Annotated in this window: 17 protein-coding genes; 9 read left to right on the plus strand and 8 right to left on the minus strand. The window is 67.3% G+C overall.

From position 1 onward, the window contains the following. Window positions 1-2: 2 nt before the first annotated feature. The 3 genes from ACYQ4T_RS08800 to ACYQ4T_RS08810 all read left to right on the plus strand — a co-directional run bounded on the left by ACYQ4T_RS08800 (window position 3) and on the right by ACYQ4T_RS08810 (window position 4,011). Window positions 3-713: a YdcF family protein gene (locus ACYQ4T_RS08800; RefSeq protein ID WP_459852680.1), complete on the plus strand. Its 711-nt coding sequence runs from the start codon at window positions 3-5 to the stop codon at window positions 711-713. After that, window positions 698-1,456 carry a lysophospholipid acyltransferase family protein gene (locus ACYQ4T_RS08805; protein ID WP_459852682.1) on the plus strand — a complete coding sequence of 253 codons (759 nt, stop codon included), beginning with the start codon at window positions 698-700 and terminating at the stop codon, window positions 1,454-1,456. The genes ACYQ4T_RS08800 and ACYQ4T_RS08805 overlap by 16 nt, the downstream gene beginning before the upstream one ends. A 203-nt stretch (window positions 1,457-1,659) precedes the next feature. Continuing rightward, complete coding sequence (locus ACYQ4T_RS08810) at window positions 1,660-4,011, plus strand: adenosylcobalamin-dependent ribonucleoside-diphosphate reductase (RefSeq protein WP_459852684.1); 2,352 nt, start codon at window positions 1,660-1,662, stop codon at window positions 4,009-4,011. A gap of 367 nt (window positions 4,012-4,378) precedes the next feature. Here ACYQ4T_RS08810 and ACYQ4T_RS08815 read toward each other — a convergent pair whose 3' ends face one another. Further along, a complete protein-coding gene (locus tag ACYQ4T_RS08815) occupies window positions 4,379-5,287 on the minus strand; it encodes a LysR family transcriptional regulator (protein WP_459852687.1) in 909 nt (302 codons plus the stop codon). A gap of 139 nt (window positions 5,288-5,426) precedes the next feature. Between ACYQ4T_RS08815 and ACYQ4T_RS08820 the strand changes: the two genes are divergently transcribed. Both ACYQ4T_RS08820 and ACYQ4T_RS08825 read left to right on the plus strand, forming a co-directional pair. Beyond that, on the plus strand, window positions 5,427-6,833 hold the full coding sequence (locus tag ACYQ4T_RS08820) for an MFS transporter (RefSeq protein ID WP_459852689.1): 1,407 nt from the start codon (window positions 5,427-5,429) through the stop codon (window positions 6,831-6,833). 75 nt (window positions 6,834-6,908) lie between these two features. Beyond that, the gene (locus ACYQ4T_RS08825) at window positions 6,909-7,214 is read left to right on the plus strand and encodes a hypothetical protein (RefSeq protein ID WP_459852691.1); all 306 of its coding nucleotides are present in this window, start codon (window positions 6,909-6,911) and stop codon (window positions 7,212-7,214) included. 4 nt (window positions 7,215-7,218) lie between these two features. Here ACYQ4T_RS08825 and ACYQ4T_RS08830 read toward each other — a convergent pair whose 3' ends face one another. Both ACYQ4T_RS08830 and pdxR read right to left on the minus strand, forming a co-directional pair. Then, window positions 7,219-7,992: a C13 family peptidase gene (locus ACYQ4T_RS08830; RefSeq protein WP_459852694.1), complete on the minus strand. Its 774-nt coding sequence runs from the start codon at window positions 7,990-7,992 to the stop codon at window positions 7,219-7,221. Continuing rightward, window positions 7,989-9,485 carry a MocR-like pyridoxine biosynthesis transcription factor PdxR gene (pdxR, locus tag ACYQ4T_RS08835; RefSeq protein ID WP_459852696.1) on the minus strand — a complete coding sequence of 499 codons (1,497 nt, stop codon included), beginning with the start codon at window positions 9,483-9,485 and terminating at the stop codon, window positions 7,989-7,991. Before pdxR ends, ACYQ4T_RS08830 begins: the two co-directional genes overlap by 4 nt. A 22-nt stretch (window positions 9,486-9,507) precedes the next feature. On the opposite strand from pdxR, the gene ACYQ4T_RS08840 reads away from it, so the two are divergent. Both ACYQ4T_RS08840 and ACYQ4T_RS08845 read left to right on the plus strand, forming a co-directional pair. Continuing rightward, the gene (locus ACYQ4T_RS08840) at window positions 9,508-10,293 is read left to right on the plus strand and encodes a pyridoxamine 5'-phosphate oxidase family protein (protein WP_459852698.1); all 786 of its coding nucleotides are present in this window, start codon (window positions 9,508-9,510) and stop codon (window positions 10,291-10,293) included. Window positions 10,294-10,442: 149 nt separating this feature from the next. Continuing rightward, window positions 10,443-12,986 (plus strand): AMP-binding protein, encoded by a 2,544-nt coding sequence (locus ACYQ4T_RS08845; RefSeq protein WP_459852701.1) that lies wholly within the window; start codon window positions 10,443-10,445, stop codon window positions 12,984-12,986. Between the two features lies 1 nt (window position 12,987). Here ACYQ4T_RS08845 and ACYQ4T_RS08850 read toward each other — a convergent pair whose 3' ends face one another. From ACYQ4T_RS08850 to xseA, 3 genes are read right to left on the minus strand one after another with little or no spacing between them, the layout of a single operon-like run. Further along, entirely contained in the window at window positions 12,988-14,187 is a 1,200-nt protein-coding gene (locus ACYQ4T_RS08850; RefSeq protein WP_459852703.1) for a hypothetical protein, read from the minus strand. 49 nt (window positions 14,188-14,236) lie between these two features. Beyond that, entirely contained in the window at window positions 14,237-14,638 is a 402-nt protein-coding gene (locus tag ACYQ4T_RS08855; protein ID WP_459852705.1) for a response regulator, read from the minus strand. A gap of 59 nt (window positions 14,639-14,697) precedes the next feature. Next, window positions 14,698-16,206 carry an exodeoxyribonuclease VII large subunit gene (xseA, locus tag ACYQ4T_RS08860; protein ID WP_459852707.1) on the minus strand — a complete coding sequence of 503 codons (1,509 nt, stop codon included), beginning with the start codon at window positions 16,204-16,206 and terminating at the stop codon, window positions 14,698-14,700. Between the two features lie 81 nt (window positions 16,207-16,287). Here xseA and purD point away from each other — a divergent pair, with 81 nt between their 5' ends. Both purD and ACYQ4T_RS08870 read left to right on the plus strand, forming a co-directional pair. Continuing rightward, window positions 16,288-17,565: a phosphoribosylamine--glycine ligase gene (purD, locus tag ACYQ4T_RS08865; RefSeq protein ID WP_459852709.1), complete on the plus strand. Its 1,278-nt coding sequence runs from the start codon at window positions 16,288-16,290 to the stop codon at window positions 17,563-17,565. Continuing rightward, window positions 17,562-17,945: a nuclear transport factor 2 family protein gene (locus ACYQ4T_RS08870; RefSeq protein WP_459852711.1), complete on the plus strand. Its 384-nt coding sequence runs from the start codon at window positions 17,562-17,564 to the stop codon at window positions 17,943-17,945. The genes purD and ACYQ4T_RS08870 overlap by 4 nt, the downstream gene beginning before the upstream one ends. A 10-nt stretch (window positions 17,946-17,955) precedes the next feature. Here the strand turns inward: ACYQ4T_RS08870 and ACYQ4T_RS08875 are convergent, their stop codons facing one another. Both ACYQ4T_RS08875 and ACYQ4T_RS08880 read right to left on the minus strand, forming a co-directional pair. After that, on the minus strand, window positions 17,956-18,327 hold the full coding sequence (locus tag ACYQ4T_RS08875; RefSeq protein ID WP_459852713.1) for a hypothetical protein: 372 nt from the start codon (window positions 18,325-18,327) through the stop codon (window positions 17,956-17,958). Window positions 18,328-18,441: 114 nt separating this feature from the next. Next, entirely contained in the window at window positions 18,442-18,933 is a 492-nt protein-coding gene (locus tag ACYQ4T_RS08880) for a GNAT family N-acetyltransferase (RefSeq protein ID WP_459852716.1), read from the minus strand. Window positions 18,934-19,003 lie beyond the last annotated feature (70 nt).

The following is a 19,003-nucleotide window of genomic DNA, read 5'->3' on the forward strand; positions in this document are numbered from 1 at the left end:
TCATGGCGATGGCCCGCAGCTCCTCCCGCATCAATTTCCGCGACGCGCCCAACCAGCGCCGGCGCGGCTGGGGATGGCGCCTGGCGCACCTGCTGCTGGGCGTGCTGACGTTCTGGCTGATCGGCCTGCTCGCCTTCATCGCCGTGATCCCGGGCCAGGCCTCGAAGATCGACAGCGAGAGCAAGACCGACGCGATCATCGTCCTGACCGGCGGCGGCGACCGCCTGGCCGAAGGCTTCCGCCTGGTAGACCGCGGCCTCTCCAAGCGCCTGCTGATCTCCGGCGTCGCCCCCGGCGTCACGCTGCCCGAGCTGATCGACCGGCTGGGCGAGCAGCGCGACAGCGTGCCCAGCGCCGAGGAGCTCGCCTGCTGCGTGACCTTGGGCTACGAAGCCGGCAACACGGTCGGCAACGCCGACGAGAGCGCCGAATGGCTGCGCAGTAACGGCGCCAAGTCGGTGCGCCTGGTGACGGCGAACTATCATATGCTGCGGAGCCTGCTGGAATTCCGGCGCAAGGCGCCGACGATCTCCGTGGTGCCGAATCCGGTCTTCCCAAGCGAGGTGCGCGACCCGCACTGGTTCGTGAAGCCGCGCACCCTGCTGCTGCTGATCAACGAATATCACAAATACCTGGTCGCCCTCGCGCGCTCGCTGCCGGAGCTGGTGCAGCGCTGGACCTCGGGATGGTCGTTCGCATGGCCCAGCCTGTGATGAACGGCGCCGCACCGGCCGGCGTGGCCATCGTCCTGCGCTCCGTCCTGTTCAACCTGCTCTACGGGCTCTGGTCCGTCGGGATGCACATCGTCTGCCTGCCGCTGCTGTTCGCCTCCCGGCGCGCGGTGCAGGCCGCGGGCGGGATCTGGATCGACGGCACCCTCTGGCTCCTGAAGCATGTCGCCGGCATCGACTATCGCGTCACCGGCACCGAGCACCTGCCCGGCACCCCGGCGATCTATGCGGCCAAGCATCAATCGGCCTGGGAGACCCTGTTCCTCTCCCGCTATCTCGATTTCCCGGCTTTCGTGCTGAAGAAGGAACTGCTCTCGATCCCGCTGTTCGGCTGGTTCATGCGGAAGTCCGGCATGATTGCGGTCGATCGCAAGGGCGGCGCCAGCGCCCTGCGCCGGATGGCCCGCCAGGCGACCGAGACCCTGGAGAGTGGCCGTTCGATCCTGATCTTCCCCGAGGGGACCCGGGTCGCCCCCGGCCAGACCCGGCCCTACCAGCCGGGCGTCGCCGCGCTCTACACCCAGCAGAAGGTCCCGGTCGTTCCGGTGGCGCTGAACTCCGGCCTGTTCTGGGGCCGGCGCTCCTTCCTCAAGCGGCCGGGGACGATCCTGGTCGAAATCCTGCCGCCGATCCCGCCCGGCCTCGACCGCAAGGCCTTCATGAAGGAGCTCGAGAACCGGATCGAGCCGGCCGCCACGGCGCTCTTCCAGGGCGACCGGCGATAGTCCCGGGGACAACTCCGCCCACAGCCTGTGGACAGGAGTTGCTTTCATCAAAAGATAGCTTAGATTCAAAAGGCTATGCCGCTGAACTCTGTGGATGGTTTAGCGCGAAACAGCGGGAACAGTTTGAGAACTTTAGCCTTAGCGCTGGGGCCTGCTCTGCGCTAAAATCCCGGCCCATTTGAACACCGGATTAAGAGCATCCCATGCCGCAAGTGGCCGCCATCTCCCAGCAGATCTGGGACATGAAATACCGCCTGAAAGGGCCCGACGGCGCCCCGGTCGATAAGACGATCGAGGACACCTGGCGGCGCGTGGCGGAAGCGCTGGCGGAGGCCGAGCCCGAGTCGCGGCGCGCCGAGCTGGCGGACCGCTTCACCGCCGCCATGGCGGATTTCAAGTTCCTCCCCGCCGGCCGGATCATCGCCGGCGCCGGCGCCAAGCGCAGCGTGACGCTGTTCAATTGCTTCGTAATGGGCACGGTCCCGGACGACATGAGCGGGATCTTCGAGCATCTGCGCGAGGCCGCCCTCACCATGCAGCAAGGCGGCGGCATCGGTTACGACTTCTCCACCCTCCGCCCCAAGGGCGCCCCGGTCAAAGGCGTCGGCGCGGATGCTTCCGGCCCGCTCTCCTTCATGGACGTCTGGGACGCGATGTGCCGCACCATCATGTCCGCGGGACACAGGCGCGGCGCCATGATGGCGACCTTGCGCTGCGACCACCCGGATATCGAGGCCTTCATCGAGGCCAAGCATCAGCCCGGCCGCCTGCGCATGTTCAATCTCTCGGTCCTCGCGACCGATGATTTCATGCAGGCGATCAAGGAAGACCGGCCCTGGGAGTTGAAGTTCAAGGGCGTCACCTACAAGGTCGTGCAGGCCCGCGACCTCTGGGACAAGATCATGCGCTCGACCTATGCCTCGGCCGAGCCCGGCGTGATCTTCATCGACCGCATCAACAAGCGGAACAACCTCTATTACTGCGAATCCATCCAGGCCACGAACCCTTGCGGCGAACAGCCCTTGCCGCCCTATGGCGCCTGCCTGCTGGGTTCGGTCAATCTGGCAGCTCTGGTGACACGGCCGTTCGAGGGTGATGCCGAAGTCGACCTCGCCGCGCTCGACGAGCTGGTACGGACGGCGATCCGCATGCTGGACGATGCGATCGACGTCTCCAATTTCCCGCTGGAGCAGCAGCTCGCCGAAGCCAAGGCGAAGCGCCGGATCGGGCTCGGCGTCACCGGCCTCGCCGATGCGCTGATCATGTGCAACGCCCGCTACGGCAGCAAGGCGGCGGTGCAGCTGACCGGCCAGTGGATGAAGGCGATCGAGCGGGCGGCCTATCTGGCCTCGACCGAGCTCGCCGCCGAGAAAGGCCCCTTCCCGCTCTTCGACCGGGAGAAGTTCCTGGCTGGCGAGAACGTGCAGGGCCTGGACGAGGACGTGCGCGCGGCGATCGCGCAACACGGCATGCGCAACGGGTTGCTCACCTCGATCGCGCCCACCGGCACGATCTCGATCTTCGCCGACAACGTCTCCTCGGGCCTGGAGCCGGTGTTCAGCTTCAGCTACACGCGCAACATCCTCCTCCCGGATGGGTCACGCCAGGCCGAGGAAGTCTCCGATCACGCCTACCGCCTGTTCCGGCGCCTGAAGGGCGAGACCACGCCCTTGCCCGAGGCTTTCGTGGATGCGCAGTCGCTCACCCCGGCCGATCATGTGATCATGCAGGCGGCGGTGCAGAAATTCGTCGATAGTGCCATCTCCAAGACCATCAACGTGCCGGTCGAGCTGCCCTTCGAAGATTTCAAGGACATCTACACTCTCGCTTACGAGAGCGGCTGCAAGGGCTGCACCACCTATCGCCCGAACGAGATCACCGGCGCGGTGCTGGAGACCAAACCGAAGACCGAGCTCGTTCCGGCGCAGGCCGAGTTGCCTTTGCCCAAGCGCGTCGAGCACAAGCCCGAGGACGTCTACGAAGCTGGCGGCGTGGTCTACATGACCCAGCCGCTCGACCGGCCGGAAGCGCTGCCGGGCTCGACCTACAAGATCCGCTGGCCGGAGAGCGACCACGCGATCTATGTGACCATCAACGACATCATCCAGGACGGCCGCCGCCGGCCCTTCGAGGTCTTCATCAACTCGAAGAACATGGAGCATTACGCCTGGACCGTCGGCTTGACGCGCATGATCAGCGCCGTGTTCCGCCGCGGCGGCGACGTCTCCTTCGTCGCCGAGGAGCTCAAGGCCGTGTTCGACCCGCGTGGCGGTTCCTGGATGGAAGGCCGCTACGTGCCGTCGCTGCTGGCCGCGATCGGCAACGTGATCGAGCGCCACATGATCAACATCGGCTTCCTGCCCGATCCCGCCAAGGACCGCGCCGAGCTCGACCGCATGGTGGCCCGCAAGGTCGCCAACCTCGCCGACGGCCAGGGCAACGGCGATGCCGGCGGAAGGAAGCTACCGCACTGCCCGAAATGCGGCTCGCCCTCGCTCATCCGCCAGGAAGGCTGCGACCTCTGCACCAGCTGCGGCTATTCGAAGTGCGGGTGAGCGGCGCCGTGCATGCCGAAGACAATCTATTGTTGGCAATGCAAGCAAGACGTTCCCATGCTCGACGAACGAGAATGGGCGCCGCTGGGCAAATGCCTGGAAGCGGTGAGTTACCACAGGCAGCACCACGGCAGAAACGACGGCAGTAGCCTCTCGGAGTCGCGGGGGTACTTGGAGCAAGAGGCGCTCGACCTCTATTTCAAGCTGACAGGACGCCGAGAAACCAACGTCGACGCTCTAAGGCATCATAGACTCTGCCTCTATGGCCCAATCTGTCGAACCTGCGGCAAGCCGCTTCGAACGCCACGAGCGAAGTTTTGCGTCGAATGCGGCACTTCGCTATAGGATCATCTGCAGGATACAGCGATCACGGTCGCGTTCCGCACGTCTCCAGCATCACCCCGCGCAACCAGCGATGGCCGGGATCGGCTTCCATGCGCGGGTGCCACATCTGCGAAATGGTGATCGGCGCGGTCTCGACCGGCAGCGGGAAGGCGCGGAGATCGTCGCGCCGCTCGGCGACGGCCTTGAGATAGGTTTCCGGTACCACCGAGAGCAGGTCCGACCGGCAGACGATCGCGAGTGCCGCCGGGAAACTCTGCACCACCGCCGCCACGCGCCGCGTCACGCCCTGCGCGGCGAGCGCCGCATCGACCGGGCCGTCGCGATGGCCGCGGCGCGAACTCACCACATGGCCGCAATCAGCGAAGCGCTGCGCCGTGATCCTCCCGGCGAGCAGGGGATGATCCTTCCGCGCGACCCCGACAAAGCGGTCGCGGAACAGCGCCTGCACCCGCACTTCCGGCCCGGCCTCGTGGCCCATGACGCCGATGTCGAGGTCGATCACGCCTTCGCGCAACGGCGTCACGCTCTTGTCGGGCTTCGGCGTGAAGTTGAGCCGCACGCCCGGCGCGGCCGCCGCAGCCGCGGAAACCAGGCGCGCGCCGAAGGTCTCGGCGAAACTCTCATTGGCGCGGAGGTTGAAGATGCGCTCGAGCCCGGCCGGGTCGAAGGCGGCGCCGTCTGGCTGCAACACCGACCGCACTGCCTGGGTCAGCGTGCCGACCTCGCGGCGCATCGCCTCGGCGCGCGGAGTCGGCACCATGTCGCGGCCGGCCCGCACCAGGATGGGATCGCCGGTCGCCGCGCGCAGCCGCGCCAGGGTCCGGCTCATCGCGGATTCGCTGAGGCCCAGCCGCCGGGCGGCGCCAGCCACGGAACCCTCCGCCAACAGCGCTTCCAGGGCGGTCAGCAGGTTGAAATCGATCTCGCTCATGCCTGACGGTAACATGCGCCTGGCGCCGGGTGCCATGGGGGACACCTGGCGTCCTGTGCAGGGATGAACTGCGGCCGGCGCGCCTTCCGGACCTTCCGACGCTGGCTATTTTGCCAGGGAGAACAGCGAAAGAGCCGCCATGTCCCCCTCCGCCGACCAAGCCACCCTGCCCCGCATCCCGGCCGATCGCACCGCCGCCCCGCCGGCGGCCGAGGCCGATGGCCTGCCGACCCCGCGCCGCTACTGGGCGATGGTGGCAGTGCTGACCGCCTTCGTCCTGGTGGTGCTCGACATCGCCATCGCCAACCTGGCGCTGCCCACCATCGCCGATACCCTGCGCATCGCGCCGAGCGCGTCGGTCTGGGTGGTCACCAGCTATCAGGCGGCGATCGTCATGTTCCTGCTGCCCGCTGGCGCGGCGGGCGAGAGCTTCGGCTATCGCCGGGTCTTCATCGCCGGCGTCGCCGTCTTCGCCGCCGCTTCGGCCTTGTGCGCGCTGGCGCCCTCGCTCGCCTGGCTGGTGGCCGCGCGCTTCCTGCAGGGCGTCGGCAGCGCGGGCGTGATGGCGATCGGCGTGGCCCTGCTGCGCTTCATCTACCCGAAGCAGCTGTTGGGGGCGGCGATCGGCTGGAACGCGCTGACCATCGCCCTGACCGCCGCCGCGGGCCCCTCGATCGGCGCCGCCATCCTCGCGGTCTCAAGCTGGCAGTGGCTCTTCGCCATCAACATCCCGTTGGGCGCGGTGATCCTGCTGGCCGCCGGCGCGCTGCCGTCGGCGCCAGGTTCGGGACGTCGCGTCGATCGCGTCAGCGTCGCCCTGAATGCCATCGTCTTCGGCGCGCTGATCGTCGGCATCGACCAGGTCGTCACCGATATGGGACGCGGAATCGCGCTGCTGGCCGTGGCCGCAATCGGCGCCGTCGCCCTGATCCGCCGCGAGTTGCCGCGTTCTCATCCGATGATTCCCTTCGACCTGCTGCGGGTGCCGTCGTTCCGCATCTCGGTGCTCGCCTCGATCTGCTGCTTCACCGGGCAGATGGCGAGCCTGGTGGCCCTGCCCTTCTACTTGCAGCACGAATTGGGGCAGAGCGCCGTCATGGCAGGCCTGTATCTGACGCCCTGGCCGCTGACCGTCGCGATCGCCGGGCCGCTCTCCGGCCGGCTGTCCGATCGCTTCTCGACCGGTGCGCTCTGCGCCTTCGGCGGCACCTGTCTCGCCGCCGGCCTGGCAATGACCGCGTTCTGGCCGCTGCAGGACAGCCTGCTGCCGCTGATCCCCTTCATGATGCTGGGCGGTCTCGGTTTCGGCTTCTTCCAAACGCCGAACAACCGCAACATGCTGCTCTCGGCGCCGAAGGAACGCAGCGGCGCTGCCGGCGGCATGCAGGGCATGGCGCGCCTCTCCGGCCAGACCGCCGGCGGCGTGCTGATGCTGGTGCTGTTCAGCCTGCTGCCGATCGCGGATGCGCCGCGCATCGGCTTGGCACTCGCCGCGGCCTTCGCCATGGCCGGCGGCCTCATCAGCATGCTGCGCGCCGGCCGCTGACAGCGCAGCGCGCCGGGGAACCCTGCATCTGCTGACGCTTTGACTTCAGGAGCGAAACCGCAACAGGAGTGCCTCATGGCCCGCGGCAGCAAGGCGAAATACACCGACAAGCAGAAGCGCAAGGCCGAACATATCGAGGAAGGCTACGAGAAGCGCGGCACCGGCAAGAAGGAAGCCGAGCGCCGGGCCTGGGCCACGGTCAATGCGATGGATCACGGCGGCAAGAAGGAAGGCGGCTCGGGCCGCGGCAAGAAGACCAACAAGAAGCCGGCGAAGAAGGGCGGCAAGCGCGGCGGCAAGGCCTCGGCCGCGCGCCCGAAGGCCGCCCGCAAGGCGTCAGCCAAGAAAGCCGCACGCACTCGCAAGAAGCGCGGCCACTGAACCCTTAGGGCAACAGCAGGTTCGTGACCCGGTCGCCGAACCAGGCCTGCGGCTCGGAATGCGGCACCATGCCGAGCGCGTTCTCCTTCGCCCGCACGCAGGCCTCGGTCGCGCGAAACAGTCCAGCAAAGGTCTGCGATTTAGGCCAGGCCTGGAACAGGCAATCGTCGAAATAGGTCAGCCGCTCCTCGGCGCTGCAGCCGAAGGAGGTTCGGTCGTCCCGCGCCGCGGTCAGGATGATGCGGTTGGGTGCTTCCGTAACACGCCCGATGAAGATGCCGCTGTAGCAGCCCGAGACGATCGCGACCGTCGGCATGTTGCTGCAACCCGCATCCAACATGCGGCCGAGGGCCGAAGGGTCGAGGCTGCGGTCGTGATCGAAATCGTCGGTCAGCCGCAGGCCGTGCCGGGTGCCGTGTGAGGTCAGGAACACCAGGCAGGCCTGGGGCGGTCCTGGCGGCACGGAAGCGAGCGCCGCGGCCATGCTGTCGGCCGTGGCGATCATGCGGTCCTTCTCGACCATGGTGGGATCCGAGGTGAAGCGGTCGATCCGCGAAACCCCGCGCGCCGCGAGGATGCCGGTCATTTCATCGACGGCATTGTCGAAGACCGAAATGGAATCGTCGCCGGCAGCGACCAGCGCCCGCCACTGCACCTTTTGCATCGGCCCGGTCGGCTGCGCGGCCGGAACGCTCGAAGCCGTGGCACTGCTGCCGTCGGCCTGCGAGCAAGCCGCGAGCACGAGCCCAATGGCGAGAAAACTCCAATGCCGCATCATACTTCGAGCACCTCCGCCATGCGCTCCAGGGCCGGCTCCATCAGATCATCCGGCACCGCGGCGTAACCGAGCAGCAGACCGGATTGGCGTCGTCCCCCTGAATAATAGCTGCTCAGGGCCGGCGCGACGATGCCCGCCGCGTTCAGGCGCATCGCCAGTTCGGTGTCGGGAATCCGCGCCAACGCGCCCAAGGGCCGCGCCACCAGATGCAAACCGGCGGGATCCGCCGCGAGTTCCAGCAAGCCGCCGAGATGGCGCTTCGCCAGGGCGAGCAGCCGCGCCTGGCGCTCCGCATAGCGCTTGCGCTGGCGCCGCACATGCGCCGCGAGATGGCCCTCGGCAAAGAAAGCGGCCAAGGCCGGCTGCGGCGTCATCGGCGGCGTCTCATCGATCGCCGCCCGGGCCTGGCGAAAGGCCTCGACCAGCGCCGGCGGGGCCACGAGATAGGCGATCCGCAGCGACGGGAACAGCACCTTGGAGAGCGAGCCCACATAGATGACGCGGCCCTCGGCATCGAGGCTCTGCAGGGTTGCGAGCGGCCTCCCCTCGTAGCGGAACTCGCTGTCGTAATCGTCCTCCAGGACCCAGGCGCTGGCCTCGCGCGCCCAGGCGAGCAGTTGCAGCCTGCGTTGCAGGGAAAGCACGACGCCCAGCGGATACTGATGCGAGGGCGCCACACAGGCGAGCCGCGCCTTCGGCGCCCTGGCGATGCCGCGCCCGACGACGAGGCCGTCGTCATCGACCGGGACATCCACGATCCTGACCGCCGCCGCGGCGATCGCCGCGCGCACCCCGGCATGGCAGGGATTTTCCATCCAGACCGCGTCGCCTGGATCGAGCAACAGGCGGCAGGTCAGATCGACCGCCTGGCGGATGCCGGAGAGGATCAGCACATGCTCGGCCTCGCAGCGCACGCCGCGCGCCTGCCGCAGATAGTCCGCGACCGCCTTGCGCAGGTCCGGATGCCCGGCAGGATCGCCGCTTTGCACCAGGTCGTTCGCCGGATGCCGCCAGCTCCGCGCCAGCAGCCTGGCCCAGAGCGCGAAGGGAAAGTCGCTGTTGTCCGGCACCCCCGGCGCGAAACAGGGATACCAGCGCCCGCGTGTCGCCGAAGCCGAGCCCGGCGTCGCCGCCAACCCGCGCCCGCGCTTTGAGAGACGGAAGCCGGCATTGGTGGCGGACGCATTGCGGGCGGGAACCGGCGTCGGCCGCGCGTCGGGCAGGTCGCGCGCGACATAGCAGCCGGAGCCACGCCGGGTTTCGAGATAGCCCTCGCTGACCAGTTGGTCGACCGCCGCGAGGGCCGTATTGCGCGAGACGCCGAGATCGGCGGCCAGCACCCGGCTCGCCGGCAAGCGGTCGCCGGCGCCGAGCCTCCCCTCCAGGATCGCCGCGCGCATCGCCGCGTAGAGCTGGCGCGACAGCCCGCCCTCGCCGGTTCCAAGGCGGATCGCCAGGCTGACCAGACTGCCCTTGCCGCGGCGCCGCGCCATCCGGCCTCCTGAAAGTGGTTCCATGACAACGTTTATACTGGCGCTTTCCATGGGACCACTCAAGCGCGATACTGGCACCGAAATCAAGGAGCCTGGCCATATGGATACCGGCGTCAACGCCTACAGCCCGACCGCCCGTTCGAAAGTGAAGCGCCTGCACGAGCGCGGCCATTACGACCGCGACACCGTGCATGCGATCCTCGACGCCGCGATGATGGCCCATATCGCCTATGTCATCGACGGCCAGCCCTACGTCACGCCGACCGCCTTCTGGCGCGACGGCGACGTGCTCTACTGGCACGGCTCCTCGGCGAGCCGCATGCTGCGCGCGCAATCGGAAGGCATTCCGGTCTGCGTCACCGTCACCCATCTCGACGGCCTGGTGCTGGCGCGCTCCGGCTTCCACCACTCGATCAACTACCGCTCGGTCATGGCCTTCGGCAAGGCGCGCAAGGTCGAGGACCTGGTGGTAAAGGAGCGCGAGCTCAACCGCTTCATCGATCGGATCTATCCCGGCCGCAACGCCACCATGCGCGGCATCGAAGCGCAGGAGCTGAAAGCCACCACCCTGCTCGCCATGAAGATCGAGGAGGCCTCGGCCAAGATCCGCACCGGCCCGCCGAAGGACGACGAGCCGGACTACGCGCTCGACTGCTGGGCGGGCGTCATCCCGATCGCGCAAGTGATCGGCAGTGCCGTGCCCGACCCGATGCTGAAAGCCGGCGTCGCCTGGCCGGAGCATCTCAAGGTCTTCAGCGACGGCCGTCGCTTCGACGCTGTGATGACTGAGCACGCGGAGCAATATTGAAGCGCCTGGCCAGCGGGGTCCCGGCCACGAGCGACCGGTTGATTTTGCTCAAGATTGTCGATCACAGCGGCGTGATCGATGGTCGCGTCGATTGTGCGAATAATTCGCATTTGCTATCCCTGAGGCCCTGACCTCGGGAGCTCATTGCGTTGTTCTTTGCCGACCAACTCGGCCGTTTCGGCGATGCGCCGGCCCTAATGTCCGATGCCGACGGCGTGGTGACCTATGCCGAACTCGCGGCGCGGGTGGACCGCGCGGCCGACGCGACCGGCGGCCAGCATCTCATCCTCGCAACCGCCAGTCTGAGCACTCCCTTTATCGTCGCTTACCTCGCCGCGCTGAAGGCGCGCTGCCCGATCATTGCCGCGGGTCCCACGGCTTCCGATATCGAGGAACGCTTCCGCCCGAGCCTGCGCCTCACCGAGCAGGGCTTCGAGGCGACCGGCGCGACAACGCCGAAGCTCCACCCCGACCTCGCTTTGCTGCTCTCGACCTCGGGCAGCCTGGGCAGTCCGAAGCTTGTGCGCCTGAGCGCCACCAACCTGCAGGCCAATGCGGAAGCGATCGCGCAATTCCTCGAGCTTCGGCCCGAAGATCGTGGCCTGCTCTCGCTGCCGCTGCACTACTCCTACGGCCTTTCGGTCCTGCATTCCCATCTCGCGGTGGGCGCCAGCCTCTACGTGACGGCACAGCCGATCGTCTCCCCCGGCTTCCTCGCTTGTGTGACCAAGGCGGGCTGCACCAACATCGCCGGCGTGCCGCATTCCTACGAACTCTTCGAAGAGATCGGGCTCCGCGGCCACGCCATGCCGGCGCTGCGCTTGATGACGGTGGCGGGCGGTGCGCTCGCACCCGATTTGGTGCGCGACTATGCCCGCTTCATGGAGCAGCGCGGCGGCCGCTTCTTCGTCATGTACGGCCAGACCGAGGCGACGGCGCGCATGGCCTATCTGCCGCCGGAGGCCGCCCTCACCCATCCCGACCATATCGGCATCGCCATCCCCGGTGGGCGTTTCGAGCTGATCGACGAATCGGGGCGACCGATCGACGGCCCCAACACCACCGGCGAACTGGTCTATTCCGGTCCGAACGTGATGATGGGCTGTGCGGAGACGCGGGCCGATCTCGCGCGCGGCGCAACACGAGACCGGCTGGAGACCGGCGATCTCGCAACCCGAAGCACCGCGGGCTTCTTCCGCATCGTCGGCCGCAGCGCCCGCTTCTCCAAGATCGCCGGCTTCCGCATCGGCCATGATGACCTGGAACGTCAGTTGCGCCGACACGGCCATGTCGCCGCCGTCACCGGCGACGATACCCGGATCCTACTGGCGCTCGAAGGCCGTGCGGCGATCGCGGATCTGCGCGACCAGATCGCGCGCGAGGCCGGCATCCCCGCCGACCGGATCCGGATCGCCGTCTGCGACGCGCTGCCGCGCACCGCGACGGGCAAGATCGACTACGCCGCCGTCTCCCGATGGGTGACCGAGGCCGCGGTCGCCGCGCCCGTTGCCGCCAAGCCGATCCAAGAAGCCTATGCCGCGACGTTCTTTCCGCGCCGCGTTCGGCGCGAAGACAGCTTCAACTCGCTGGGCGGCGATTCCCTCGCCCATGTACAGATCGCGCTCGCGCTCGAGCAGAATCTCGGCCGCCTGCCCCAGGACTGGGAGAGCGCCAGCATCGGCGAGCTTGCCGGCAAGGCGGCACCGAAGCCCGGCGCCTGGAGGGCTCTCGACGCCGCGCATCTGCTGCGCGCCGGCGCCGTTCTGCTGGTGGCCCTGCATCACGCAACGCTCTGGCCGATCCCGGGTGGTGCGGCGACCCTGCTGGTCCTGGTGGGCTGGAGCATGGCGCGCTTCCAGTCGCGCAATCTCTTCGCCGGCAAGGTCGCGCCGATGCTGCGGGCGATGGGCGTCAATCTCCTGCTCTATCTGCCGATCGTCCTGGTCTATTGCCTGGCAACCGACCGCTTCCTCTGGCCTTCGCTGCTCCTGATCGGCAACACCGGCATCGCCGATTACAAGATCGTCGGCGACTTCCTCTGGACCTACTGGTTCGTCGAGGCTTATGCCCAGACCCTGCTGGTTGCCGCCGGCCTGTTCCTGATTGCACCGCTCCGGCGCCGGATCGCCGCGCATCCGCTCGCGGCCGGTCTGATTGCGACCACGCTCGCCCTGCCGCTTCGCCATTTCACCCCGGCGGTCTGGGATGCGGGCGAGATGAAGAACCTGATGACGACCATGCTGCTCTACATGCCGGCGCTCGGCTGGGCGATCTGCTTCGCCGAGACCCGCCGTGCCAAGGCCGCGCTCAGTCTGGTCGCCGTCGCGGTGGCCGGATTCATCCTCTTCACCGGCGCCTGGCAGGCGTTGGCACTTTGGATCCGCGCCGCCATCCTGGTCGGCGCCTGCCTGCTGCTGATCTGGCGCGTGCAAATCCTGCTGCCGAACCTGCTCGCCGGATTGCTGCGCCGGGTCTCGGCGGCGAGCTACCACATCTACCTCGTCCACACGATCCCGATGGTTCTGCTGTTCGACGGGAGCGAACTCGACCCGATCACTCAGGCCTTGCGCTTCTCCGTGGGCGTCGCGTGCGGATGGCTGGCCTATCATCTCGACCACAGCCTGCGACGGCAGACTCCGCGCTTACTGCCGCGGTTCGCGGCGCCACGCCGCCAGCCTCAGGCCGCGGAGTAGTTCAAGCGTTCGGGTTGAACGGCTCGTTGAGCGGCACTGGCGCCGGGGTGGCGAGTTGGCGATCGATCTCGAAGCCCTGCAGCAGGCCGAACTTCAAGTCTCGCCCGGTGGCGAGGCCTTCCGGATCATCAACCCGCGCCAGCGCCAGCACGATGCCGTGGCTGCGGAGCCGCTCCAGATGCCCCTGGCGCTTCACCAGCTCGGGCGCCAGGCCCGCCTGCCAGAACACCTTCGCCATATTGGCGCCGAGCTGGGTCAGGTCCAGGATCGCGATCATCTGCGGAGAGAGTCCGTCAATCGCGATCGTGCCGCCACGGCTCTGGATCAGGTCGCGGGCCGCGCTGAACTCGGTGAAGTTTGCCATCACGTCGCTGGTCCGGAACTCGAAGTTGAACGGCCGCAGCGAGTTCAAGGAACGCTTCTCGAAACCCTCGAACTCGCTCGAGAACACGCTCTCGATGTTGATGTTGAGCGAGCAGCGCTGGTCCGGCCGCCGCACCCGGTCGATGCATTTCAGCAGGATGCGGTCGAGCGTCACGGTCAGCTGGTTGAAGACATTCTTGTTGTGCCGCATATCGACGCCGACCAGAAGGTGCTGGCGGATCGCCGACATACTGATGAAGAACTCGGTCATCACCGCCGAGAGCCCGCGGTTGGGATCGTTGATCGCGATCTGCTGGCTGCGCACGAAGAGATCAGCGAAGCGCGCATCGCCCAGCTGGCGGTGGCTGGTCTCGACCTTGGTGATGTGCTCCATCATCAACAGGTCCATCATGCTGGACAGGTTGTTGACGTCGGCCGCGGTCTGCTCCATGCGCTCGATCGCCTGGATCGCGCGCTCCCTGTCGCGCCTGAGGTCGTAGAGCTGCGCCAGCCGGTTGGTGTCGATCGCGCCGAAATAATCCGGCAGCATGCGGCCGATCATGCGCAACAGGATCAACTTGATCTCCGAGACCACGCCGGCCACGATCATCTCCTGGTCGCAGACCGTCAGCACGCTGTTGCTGATCGAGATGCGGATGAAATCGCAGCCGCGGCCCTTGGCGAACTGCTCGGTGCGATCGGCGAACGCCTTCAAGAAATCCAGCCCCTCGCGGTTGCGCGAGAACTCCTCCAGCGAGAAGGTGAGCACGAAGGGCGCCGCGCCCCGGCTGATCGGCGGATTGTTGATCCAATCCTTGAGATCGTTGACTTCGTCCATACCGCGCTCCCCCTGCGTGTCTCGCAGTATGGGCCAGCGCGGAATGCCGTCAAGCGAGGCTCTGCTTCACCTCCGGCAGCGCCCTCTTCACGGTCTCCACCACCGTATCGATCGTGTAGGGCTTCTGCACCCAGCCGAGCGGCGAGGCCGCGGCGGCGCGCTGGCGATAGGGCGGCTCGACATGGGCACTAGCGAAGATGCAGCGGATGCCGAGCTCGCGGTAAAGCTCGAGCGCGGCGTCGATCCCGTCCTTGGCGCCCGCCAGCCGGATGTCCATCACCGCGAGCAGCGGCCGCTCCGATCTGGCGAGGGCCAGGGCCTCCTCGGCGGTGGGCACCGGGCCGACCACCTCGAGCCCGGCGTCCCGCAACCCACCCTCGAGGTCGCTCGCCACGAAATAATCATCCTCGACGACAAGGATGCGCGGCGCGGGATGGTTTGTGGTCGGCATGCGAATCTCCCCGATTCGCCAACCCTAGGTCCGAAAAATGGTTCCGGAAACCGCAAATGTTAGAGCAAAGAGCCTTGATCCGGTTTGGTTTTGCTCGGGGGCGACCCGCGTTTGGGAGCAGATACCGGCGTTCCGGCCGCGGTTGCCCCGACTTCGCCATCGTGGAATTGCAGCCGCAAGCGTTCCCCGGCCGGGACTCCGGCCGCGGCCAGCACCGGCTCGCCCGCCGCGTTTCGGACCAGGGCAAAGCCGCGTTTCAGCACCTGGTCGTATGAATAGGATTCGAGCAGGCGCCCCAGCGATTCCAGCGCATGGGTCTGGCGCTCGATCAACCCGGTGATCAGGCGCGGCGCGAATCCGGCACCCACGCGTTCGAGCGCACGATCCTGCCGCTCGACCGCGTGACGGATCGCGGTCTTCAAGTGCACCGCCTCGAGATTGAGCGCGGCACCCGCCGCGGCGATCTGCTCGGCCGGCGTCTTCAGCCGCGCGCCGAGATTGGCGACGAGGTCGCGGCGCCGCGCGAACAGGGTCTGTGGCAGATGCAGCCAGCGCTCGGCGCATTGGTCGAGTTGCTGCGTCCGCTCCTGGAGCAGGCGCACCGGATCCGGCAGGCCGCGGCCCAGCCCCTCGACGGTCAGCCGCCATTCGTTCATCGATCGCGCCAGCGCGGCAAACAGCCGCTGCCCGCAATGTCCGGTCTCATTCAGCAGATCGCCGCGCACCGGCACCGCCATCTCCGCGGCAGCGGTCGGCGTCGGCGCGCGGCGATCGGATGCGAAGTCGATCAGGGTGGTGTCGGTCTCATGGCCTACGGCGGAGATCAGCGGGATGCCGCTCTCCGCAGCGGCGCGCACCACAATTTCCTCGTTGAAAGGCATCAGGTCCTCGATGCTGCCGCCGCCGCGCGCCACGATCAGCAGGTCGGGCCGCGGCACCGCGCCGCCGGGCTCCAGTGCATTGAAGCCCCGGATGGCGGCCGCGACCTGGCGCGCGGCATCCTCGCCCTGCACCAGGACCGGCCAAACCAGCACCCGGCGCGGGAAGCGGTCGGCGATCCGATGCAGGATGTCGCGGATCACCGCGCCGGTCGGCGAGGTGACGACACCGATCACCGCCGGAAGGACGGGGAGCTTGCGCTTGCGGCCGGGCTCGAACAGCCCTTCGGCGGCGAGCTTCTTGCGCCGCTCCTCGATCATCTTCAGCAGCGCGCCGACACCGGCCAATTCGATCCGCTCGATCACCAGCTGGTATTCCGAGCGCTCGGCATAGGAGGTGATGCGGCCGGTGACGATCACCTCCATCCCGTCCTCGGGCGCCATGCCGAGCCGGCCGGCGGTCATGCGCCAGCAGACGGCTTTGATTCCGGCATTCTCGTCCTTCAGCATCATGTAGAGATGGCCGGAGGCCGCACGCTTGAAGCCGGAAATCTCGCCACGGACGCGGACCCGGTCGAAGCTGCCCTCCAGGGTCCGCTTGATCGCCCCAGCCAGCTCGCTGACCGTGATTTCGCCCAGGTTGTGGCCCGGCTGCTGCCGGGGATTGGCCAGAGAATCGGTGTCGCTCATCGGCTTATTTTGTCACTTCCGGCGGACATATGGTATCCCTCCGCCACCTTCTGAGAGCAGCGATTCTAGAGGCGAGGCGAGATGCGGATTCTGGTGGTCGGGTCGGGCGGACGGGAACATGCGCTCTGCTGGAAGATCGCTGCCTCTCCGCTCTGCGACAAGCTCTATTGCGCGCCGGGGAATGCCGGGATCGCCGCCGATGCGGAATGCGTCGCGATCGGCGCCGAGGATATCGAAGGCCTGGTCGGCTTTGCCAAGCGGCAGGCCATCGACTTCGTGGTGGTGGGACCGGAAGGTCCGCTGGTGAAGGGCCTCGCCGACCGCCTCGAAGCCGAGGGTATCGCCACATTCGGCCCAAGCGCCCAGGCGGCCGCGCTCGAAGGCTCCAAGGGCTTCATGAAGGACATCGCTGCGAAGTACCGGATCCCGACCGCGCGCTATGCCCGCTTCACCGATCCGGCGGCGGCGATAGCTTTCGCCGGGACCTTCACCCCGCCGATCGTGCTGAAGGCGGACGGCCTCGCGTCGGGCAAGGGCGTCATCATCTGCGCCAGCCAGGCCGAAGCCGCTGCCGAGATCGACGCCATGCTGACGGAGAAGAAATTCGGCAGCGCCTCCGCCGAGATCGTGGTCGAGGAGTTTCTCGACGGCGAGGAGCTCAGCTACTTCGCCCTGACCGACGGCAAGCACGTCCTGCCGCTGGTCTCGGCTCAGGATCACAAGCGGGTCGGCGACGGCGATACCGGCCCCAACACCGGCGGCATGGGCGCCTATTCGCCGGCGCCGGTGGCAACGAAGGAGATCGAGGCGGCGATCCTCGACCGGATCATCCGCCCGACCGTCGCCGGCATGGCAGCCGAGGGCAAGCCGTTCAAGGGCGTGCTCTTCGCCGGCATCATGGTCACCAAGGACGGCCCAAAGCTGATCGAGTTCAATGTCCGCTTCGGCGATCCTGAAACCCAGCCCATCATGCTCAGGATGAAGTCGGACCTGCTGCCGGCGCTGATGGCGGCACGCGACGGCAATCTGCAGGACATCGATCTGCGCTGGTCCGACGAGACGGCGCTGGTTGTGGTGCTGGCGGCCAAAGGCTATCCGGAGAAGCCTCAGACCGGCACGGTAATTCGCAATCTCGACGCCGCCGCGAAGGTCGACGGCGTCACCATCTTCCACGCGGGTACCCGGAAGAACCCGCAGGGCGAGATCGAAGCAGCGGGCGGCCGCGTGCTCGGCGTCGCGGCGACGGCAAAGTCATTCGGGGAAGCGCAGGCGCGCGCCTATCGCGCGGTCGATCTGGTGGACTGGCCGGGTGGATTCTGCCGCCGCGATATCGGCTGGCGCGCCGTTGGGCGTCAATGAGCGGCGAGCTCGATCTCCCAAGGCACCTGCGTTGTCTCGAAGAGCAGCTGCTCTCTCCGGAAGGACGTGCCTCGCCGCGTCTGATCGACGATCTTTTGGCGGAGGACTTCCAGGAGATCGGCGCCAGCGGCGACGTGTTCGGCAAACCCGAAGCGATGGAGCTGCTAGCGGAGGAAGCGCGCGACGGCCATGCCTATGAACGTCGAACCAGCGACTGGTCGGTCCGCCGATTGGCCGGTGATGTGCAGTTGGTCACCTATCGCGTCGTTCGGCATGATCCGACCGAGAGGTCGACCGTCACCAGCCTGCGCAGTTCAATCTGGGCGCTTCGCGAGGGGCGCTGGCAGATGGTGTTCCATCAGGGTACCCGCCTGCGCTAGGCCGGGTATGTCAGGCGCTGGCCGGGAGCTGCTGGTCGCCGTAATCTGACGACACCCAGACGAAGAAGATGATGGCGCCCATCAGGGTGAAGAAGAGCTGGCCGCTGGCGAACAGACTCGGCAGGATCCAGCCGATGGCGATCAGCGCCAGGCTGACCGTGAGCTCGACCAGGCCGTGGATCCGCATCGGGATGATCTTCTTCAGGCCGAGCGGCATGTCGCTGCAAAGCGTCATGACCAGCTGGGCGGCGGCGAGGGCGTAGCATAAGGCGGCGCTCAGGCCCGTGATCCCGATCTGGCCTGGTGCCGTGGCGAAGATGACAACCACGCCGTAATCCAGCACGCCGTGAATCTTGTCGCAGAAGATCTTTCGCTTTTCCATGCCCAGGCTCCGGTTGTCCGGGGTCATTGATAGTCAGAGATTCCTGCTTTTTAGTAACCGCGGCGCAAGAAGATGGAGATGCGGCACCCGGTCGCGGCCGGGATCTCCCGGCGCTCACAGCCGCTTTCGCAGATAGATCTCATAGTCCTCGAAGCCGGACTTTTCATAGGCACGCCGCGCGGCGTGGTTAACCGCGAGTAAACCGATCGTCATCTGCGCCAGCCCCAGGCCGCGGCCATGTGCCTCGGCGGCGGCCAGCAGCGCGCCCGCCACATCACGGCCGCGCCAGGACTCGACGACGAAGATGTCTGAGATGTAGAGATGCGCCCGCGCCGCCGGCGTGACCGTGATGTCGGTTGGATCCTCGGCGCGCCAGCAGGTCACCATGCCGATTGCGGCGCCGTCCGGGGCCTCCGCCAGGAAGGCCGCGCCGGAATTGGCGGCGATTTCATCGAGCAGCCAGGCGGCATAAGCAGCGCCGCCGTCGGCCCAATGCGCGCGGCTCGACTCCATGGCGCATTCGGCAAGCTGCAGACCCAGAACCATGCGCCGCAGGTCCGGGAGGTCGGCCGCGCAATAGGGCCGGATGCGGAAGCCGTTCGGCATGACCTTGCAATCCCGTTTCCTGGCCCCAATCCCTGGACGCGCTGAAAGCCGCCCGGCATGATGGCCCGCC

This window comes from Dongia sp. agr-C8 (assembly GCF_054658695.1).

Excerpts from the sequence above, each read along its gene's own strand:
- ACYQ4T_RS08800 (WP_459852680.1), top strand. The coding sequence starts at position 3 with ATGGCGATGGCCCGCAGCTCCTCCCGCATCAATTTCCGCGACGCGCCC.
- ACYQ4T_RS08805 (WP_459852682.1), top strand. The coding sequence starts at position 698 with ATGGCCCAGCCTGTGATGAACGGCGCCGCACCGGCCGGCGTGGCCATC.
- ACYQ4T_RS08810 (WP_459852684.1), top strand. The coding sequence starts at position 1,660 with ATGCCGCAAGTGGCCGCCATCTCCCAGCAGATCTGGGACATGAAATAC.
- ACYQ4T_RS08815 (WP_459852687.1), bottom strand. The coding sequence starts at position 5,287 with ATGAGCGAGATCGATTTCAACCTGCTGACCGCCCTGGAAGCGCTGTTG.
- ACYQ4T_RS08820 (WP_459852689.1), top strand. The coding sequence starts at position 5,427 with ATGTCCCCCTCCGCCGACCAAGCCACCCTGCCCCGCATCCCGGCCGAT.
- ACYQ4T_RS08825 (WP_459852691.1), top strand. The coding sequence starts at position 6,909 with ATGGCCCGCGGCAGCAAGGCGAAATACACCGACAAGCAGAAGCGCAAG.
- ACYQ4T_RS08830 (WP_459852694.1), bottom strand. The coding sequence starts at position 7,992 with ATGATGCGGCATTGGAGTTTTCTCGCCATTGGGCTCGTGCTCGCGGCT.
- pdxR (WP_459852696.1), bottom strand. The coding sequence starts at position 9,485 with ATGGCGCGGCGCCGCGGCAAGGGCAGTCTGGTCAGCCTGGCGATCCGC.
- ACYQ4T_RS08840 (WP_459852698.1), top strand. The coding sequence starts at position 9,508 with ATGACAACGTTTATACTGGCGCTTTCCATGGGACCACTCAAGCGCGAT.
- ACYQ4T_RS08850 (WP_459852703.1), bottom strand. The coding sequence starts at position 14,187 with ATGGACGAAGTCAACGATCTCAAGGATTGGATCAACAATCCGCCGATC.
- ACYQ4T_RS08855 (WP_459852705.1), bottom strand. The coding sequence starts at position 14,638 with ATGCCGACCACAAACCATCCCGCGCCGCGCATCCTTGTCGTCGAGGAT.
- xseA (WP_459852707.1), bottom strand. The coding sequence starts at position 16,206 with ATGAGCGACACCGATTCTCTGGCCAATCCCCGGCAGCAGCCGGGCCAC.
- purD (WP_459852709.1), top strand. The coding sequence starts at position 16,288 with ATGCGGATTCTGGTGGTCGGGTCGGGCGGACGGGAACATGCGCTCTGC.
- ACYQ4T_RS08870 (WP_459852711.1), top strand. The coding sequence starts at position 17,562 with ATGAGCGGCGAGCTCGATCTCCCAAGGCACCTGCGTTGTCTCGAAGAG.
- ACYQ4T_RS08875 (WP_459852713.1), bottom strand. The coding sequence starts at position 18,327 with ATGGAAAAGCGAAAGATCTTCTGCGACAAGATTCACGGCGTGCTGGAT.
- ACYQ4T_RS08880 (WP_459852716.1), bottom strand. The coding sequence starts at position 18,933 with ATGCCGAACGGCTTCCGCATCCGGCCCTATTGCGCGGCCGACCTCCCG.